Here is a 5,858-nt window from a genome sequence, read left to right on the forward strand (position 1 = left end):
ATTTCATATTGTGGGTTTTTTCACCTACGTTGTTACTTTTTTGCCATCTGTAATATAGGCAAAAGCATTGGATTTTTATCATTATTTTGTGCTTATATATGGATATATTTAATTTTTTATCCATATATTGTAATTAGGTAATATGTGCGGCTATGAGATAATCTATACTTTTTTTCTCCTTCAAAATGTATAGTTTTAGGTATAAGAAAAGGCTGCATATGAAAGAAGCCAGTTACTATTTGCGTTATTTGTCAATTATACAAAACCCAGTACTATGACGTGTTTAATTGAGTCAAAAGTACTCAATTTAAATGTACACACCTACTTACATATTGAGCTAATACCCATAGCATGGCTCATAAGAATTTTTTTGAGTGTAGGTGACATTTCAACCAGAGACATTGTTGCTCTTCTAGCGACTTTTAAAATCGTAGAATCACTTGAGAATATCGAATTTATTCCCGTGGTCACCAATGACATAGAAACATTATCTAGCAGCCTTCTATTGTCTATTTCTTGTAGTATAAACTTTTGACCTATATCAGAACCTAATTTGTGGTATTCTTCTATTATTTCTACCAAAATACCAACATCTCTTATACCTAGGTTCAATCCCTGACCAGCTACTGGATGTATTGCATGAGCTGCATCACCAATGATTATGGCTCTATTTATAAATATTTTTTTTAGGAGTGACATTGAGGTTTTATAGTAATTTATTTTGCTATTCACCTCTATTGCACCTAAGAAATCGCTGCATTTCTCCTGTATTAGTTTTGTAAATTCTTCTATGGAGAGACTTTGTACTAGTTGTGCCATTTCATATTTTTCAGTCCAAACTATGGAAGAGGAATATCCTCCATACATTGGGAGAATAGCAAAAGGTCCATTTGCGCAAAAATGTTCTATAGCCGTGTTTCTATGATGTTTTGCATGGTTTATGTTGCAAACTATGAATCCCTGTCCAAAATCATAGTTTATAGTCTTTAGAGATGAGCTATTTCTAAACCTAGAATTTTTTCCTTCAGCACATACTACAAGTTTAGTATAGATTTTTTTTCCACATGACAGATATATTTCTGCAAACCCGTCTTTGACTGTAAATAACTTGCAGTAAGATGATGTAATAACATCGAAATTTAGCTTTTGGTGCATGGATTTTACGATCTCGCTTGCCTCAACCACGTACCCCATAGGTTGATCATCCACCAAGACACGATCATAATGCACAGATGAGCAGCTATTTCCATCATAAATCATTATATGATCTATAGGAGATGCTCTCGCCCCATCATTCCATACAGAAAAAGTTTTTAGTATTTCTTTTGAGCGTTTTGAAAAGGCGTATACCCTGCCTTGAATACCATCAAGTATTGCGTCCCTTTCTTCAATTACTAGCACTGATATATCTTTATGCGATAAACCTATCGCACACAAAATTCCGTTTATGCCTCCACCAAGAATTACAACATCGTAACAATTAGACACTATATCAACCAATACTCAGTGCATGGTGTGCCCGAAGGGATTCGAACCCCTGACCCACAGCTTAGAAGGCTGTTGCTCTATCCAGCTGAGCTACGGACACAGCATACTGAGAAAATTGCATATTTAGTTAGTTTAGTCAATACGTCTATGGTTTAGGACATGTAGTTTTACCTGCACTTAACTTATTGTAAGAAGTAAAATTTTTATGTATCATCGCACGTCTATTGTATTCTATTTCCTTAATAATCTTTCATAAAAGTGTTTCATCTAGATAGATACTACAACAGCTATTTCATAACTAGTGAGTCAGTTGCTCATGGGCATCCAGACAAGGTTGCAGATAGGATATCTGATGATATCCTCGACTACTTTATTACTATAAATCCTGGGGCTCATGTTGCAGTAGAAGCTCTTGTAACAAGGAATAATGTCATCATAGCAGGAGAAGTAAGTGGAGTAATAGTAGAGAAAGAAGCAGTTGATGGAGTAGTCCGTAAAACACTGCGAGATATAGGATACGAAATGGAAGGATTTCACTGGAGAGAGGTTAAAGTGACAATCATGCTCCAGGAACAGTCTCATGATATAATGTTGGGAGTGAATCGTGGTAGTAAAAAGAAGGGAGCAGGTGATCAGGGAGTTATGTATGGCTATGCCATAAACGAGACAGAATCATACATGCCTTCTCCGATATTTTATTCCCACCTTGTTCTTAAAAATTTGTCAGATGCAGTGAAAAGAGGAAGGATTTCTGGTATAGGACCAGATGCAAAGACAGAAATAACCCTTCAATATATTGATCGTAAGCCAGTAAAAGTATTGAGGGCGGTACTTTCAGTGCAACATGATGAAAGCAGAACTCAGCAAGACGTAAAGGATCTTGTCTATCCATACTTTTTGTCATCAATACCAGATGGGTGGATGTGTGATGAGGAGAATTTCCTCGTCAACCCAACTGGAAGGTTTGTAGTAGGAGGGCCAGTAGGTGATACAGGGATCACTGGCAGAAAGATAATGGTTGATACTTATGGGGGACACATACCACACGGCGGGGGAGCTTTTTCAGGGAAGGATCCGAGTAAGGTAGATCGTTCTGCAGCGTATATGGCAAGATACATTGCTAAAAATGTAGTTCATTCAGGATTAGCTAGTGAATGTTTGGTACAGATGTCATATGCTATAGGTGTTCCTTCCCCATTGACTTTTGCTATCAATACTTTTGGAACCAGCGTGGTTGATGTAAAGAAGATTGAAAAATGTGTCCTTAATAACATTGATCTTTCAGTCTCGGGAATTTGTGAAAAGCTGGCTCTATATGATCAAATATATAGTCCTACGTCATGTTATGGACATTTTGGTCGAACTCATGAGAATAGCTTTTCGTGGGAAAAGCTCGACCTATCTCTAATTCTTAACAGAGAATTTTCTTGCAATTAATGTAACAGAACTACTCACAGTAAAGTGTATTCTAAAACCTTCATTGCTTATAGGTTACACGGTTGTCAAGTGTAACAATAATGAAACAATAAGCACGGTATTGAAAATAATAACTACACTTGCAAATAACTTAGTGTTTGCATAAAACACACACTAATGTTTTATGCAAACTATATAAAATATTGTCCTAAAGTTCCTCTCTCTTCTTAACAAAATCCACCATAGCTCCTACCATTTTATGTATTCCAATGTGAATTTTGTGTAGGCTGTCCTTACGCATATATGCTGGAGTGGAAAAAACACCCATATCAATATCAGCTACATAATCGTCCGTTTTGCATGAAACATGCTCTCCTCCGCACCTTGATATTATTGAGTCTACATCTTCTCCAAGTGTCACTTTTACCTTTGACACATCACTAAGAGAAGCAGCAACTATAGCAGGAGCAATACATATAGCTCCGATAGATTTCTTTTCCTTATTAAACTTTACGATTGTCTGCTTTATTTCCTCTAACACATTTACGGGATTTTCACCTTTTAACAGATTGGAATAATTTTTAGCAACCCCAAATCCACCCGGTAAAATGAGCATATCAAAATCATCGGGGGAAATATCTTTTAGGTCTACAACGTTTCCTCTAGCAATTCTAGCAGATTCTAACATTATATTTCTTTCTTCCTTTAAGGCATATCCACTAAAGTGGTCTATAACATCTACTTGTTTTATATTAGGAGCACAGCAAGTAACATTTATTCCATAGGAATCAAGCGCCAACAGAGCAAGCACAGCCTCCCTTATCTCTGAACCATCCATGTGCCCGCATCCACACAAAAGTACAGCGCAATTCATAATTCCTCACAAAAAATGCTAACAACGACGTATTATATCACAAACCATGTTCCATATAACCAAAACAAGACCTTACATCATGTGTGCTAAGTGAGCTTACCACCTCATCAGCATTTTCACCACTCTCAACAATACGAGCTAACTCATCACACTTCTTTGAGGTGTTAGACATTATCATGTACATACTTACAACACATAATATTATCCCAACAGTTCTCATCAACCAACCTAACGGCAGTGTTCCCCCGTTTGGCAAACTTACAGCAGTAATTTTATTAATAGACTCTAATGCACATACTACCTTTCCACCAAATACTAACAAGTTACCGGCAAACATTAGACACATTATCTTAGTCTGAGCGGATAAATTTTTTGAAAATCTCCTCTCATTTCTATGAATAATACAATGCGATACAGCAAACAAAGATGCTGATAGAAAAAAAGCTGTATTAGTTATAATATCTACGAAATGCGTTACGCTAAGCCCGGCGACTTTGACAGATTCTGACAGAGAAATTCCATTCATAAAAAGGAATACAAATGCTGTTAGCTGCAATAAGGTGTTAGCCAAAGTACCCATTAAATCAATCTTATTTGCATTTCTCTCAATAAAGTCACTGATTTTATCTAACGTACCTTTCTTACCCTTCAAGCTACCACGGTACTTACCTAGTCTACGAGCATGCTCAAGTTTTTTGTTAATATCTCTCTTCTCTCTTTCGATATAGAAAATCAATAACATTCCGCATACTAGAGATAACATGGCGAATATTACTGATACAAAATCACACGTAATCCAAAAATTACTTCTTCCCCCTCCTAACCACTTCATCAATCCGCTTTGTGACAACGTAAACAATACGAATAGAATAAGGGTAAATGACATCGAAGCCATTGAACAACATTGTCTTCTGTAGTTCAATTTCTCTATTGAAAGCATTCTTCTTGGGATGCTGTAATTAAGCCTCATAAAAACATCACCGAATATGGATCAACAAGCACTCAGTTGTCATGCAAGCATGAAAAGCACTTAAAACATTTTAAACATTATTGATTGTAGAGTGTTAGTAAATATTTTTTAAGGGTAATTAATCAACACAATAGGCTTATTTTTTATTCCCTTTTCAAAAACAATACGCTTCATAAAGATTTACTGTAAAATGCTGCACCCTAGTTTATAACCTGACCTGCAGTAGATTAAAGAAATTTCAAATTTATTTTTACTCAACTAATTTTTCAAAAGTGGTGCAGGTATTAACAACGTGTAATGCAACCTATCCTACTATATTAGAACATATCTTGTAAGGAGCATAAGGATTGATCATACCCTAACGATTTTCTTAATTTTAAGCAGTTATTTCCGTTTATATCGATATTTTTCTTCCTAGCAAGAAAGCAATGCAGAGACAGGAGAAAACTCCCTATGAAAATAGATGAGTTATGAGTATTTCCAAAGAGCTATAACAAGTGATTACTCGAGAGATAGTGCCTTAGAAGAGCCAGAACCATCAATAGTTTTAGCAAGTAATCCAGCTACTATGGTTTTTTCTTCAGGAGTGAGTTCCTTTACTAGGTCTTTAGCTACGGCTGTGGCGTTATCGTTGCTAGAAGATCCGGTTCCTGTAGATGTAGGCCAGTTCTTACTTCCATTTCCTAGCAGCGTTGCACTGATAAAGTCCTTTAAAACCTGGGGTGTATCACTATGACCACCTGTAACACTGCTTCCAGTATGCTCCACATCACCACATAAAGCAGTCTCCCCTTTGGTTTCATCTTTTGCCACTGAAGTAGCAGCGTACTTAGCATACTTTCCGCTCGCGCTTTGAGCGTGCTTCGTCCTACAAACCTTATCATCGATGTTAGGGTAGGAGATTTCAACAGCCTTAGCAAAGTGAACAATGTCCTTACCTTATCTAATAATAGATCCTTATACATAAACCAGATATGAAATCGAAAGATTACGAGACAAAACATACCTAGAGACTGCTTTTAGATACTCGGAGGAGCGTAGTTACTTAGTCTCCTCGCATATTAAACTCATTTGTAAACGAGAGACACTACATCATAAGCTAACTCCTTA

General features: G+C 36.5%; 6 protein-coding genes and 1 tRNA gene. 1 reads left to right on the forward strand and 6 read right to left on the reverse strand.

Features of this window, described 5'->3' with window-relative positions; translation table 11 throughout:
* Nucleotides 1-321 precede the first annotated feature (321 nt).
* Both KPX09_RS03650 and KPX09_RS03655 read right to left on the reverse strand, forming a co-directional pair.
* Nucleotides 322-1,488, reverse strand: a complete 1,167-nt coding sequence (locus tag KPX09_RS03650) for an FAD-dependent monooxygenase (RefSeq protein ID WP_249549037.1) — start codon at nt 1,486-1,488, stop codon at nt 322-324.
* Between the two features lie 23 nt (nt 1,489-1,511).
* Nucleotides 1,512-1,588 (reverse strand) — tRNA-Arg (locus KPX09_RS03655).
* Between the two features lie 158 nt (nt 1,589-1,746).
* Here KPX09_RS03655 and metK point away from each other — a divergent pair.
* Nucleotides 1,747-2,925, forward strand: a complete 1,179-nt coding sequence (gene metK / locus KPX09_RS03660) for a methionine adenosyltransferase (protein ID WP_249549038.1) — start codon at nt 1,747-1,749, stop codon at nt 2,923-2,925.
* Between the two features lie 187 nt (nt 2,926-3,112).
* Here the strand turns inward: metK and elbB are convergent, their stop codons facing one another.
* From elbB to KPX09_RS03680, 4 genes are all read right to left on the reverse strand, one after another.
* Complete coding sequence (gene elbB / locus KPX09_RS03665; protein ID WP_249549039.1) at nt 3,113-3,778, reverse strand: isoprenoid biosynthesis glyoxalase ElbB; 666 nt, start codon at nt 3,776-3,778, stop codon at nt 3,113-3,115.
* Between the two features lie 37 nt (nt 3,779-3,815).
* Nucleotides 3,816-4,748 carry a hypothetical protein gene (locus tag KPX09_RS03670; protein WP_249549040.1) on the reverse strand — a complete coding sequence of 311 codons (933 nt, stop codon included), beginning with the start codon at nt 4,746-4,748 and terminating at the stop codon, nt 3,816-3,818.
* 501 nt (nt 4,749-5,249) lie between these two features.
* Complete coding sequence (locus KPX09_RS03675) at nt 5,250-5,561, reverse strand: hypothetical protein (RefSeq protein WP_249549041.1); 312 nt, start codon at nt 5,559-5,561, stop codon at nt 5,250-5,252.
* Nucleotides 5,459-5,713 carry a hypothetical protein gene (locus KPX09_RS03680; RefSeq protein ID WP_249549042.1) on the reverse strand — a complete coding sequence of 85 codons (255 nt, stop codon included), beginning with the start codon at nt 5,711-5,713 and terminating at the stop codon, nt 5,459-5,461. Before KPX09_RS03680 ends, KPX09_RS03675 begins: the two co-directional genes overlap by 103 nt.
* Nucleotides 5,714-5,858: the final 145 nt, after the last annotated feature.

The sequence above is a fragment of the Anaplasma phagocytophilum genome (assembly GCF_023476575.1).
In the GTDB taxonomy this organism is placed as follows: domain Bacteria; phylum Pseudomonadota; class Alphaproteobacteria; order Rickettsiales; family Anaplasmataceae; genus Anaplasma; species Anaplasma phagocytophilum_A.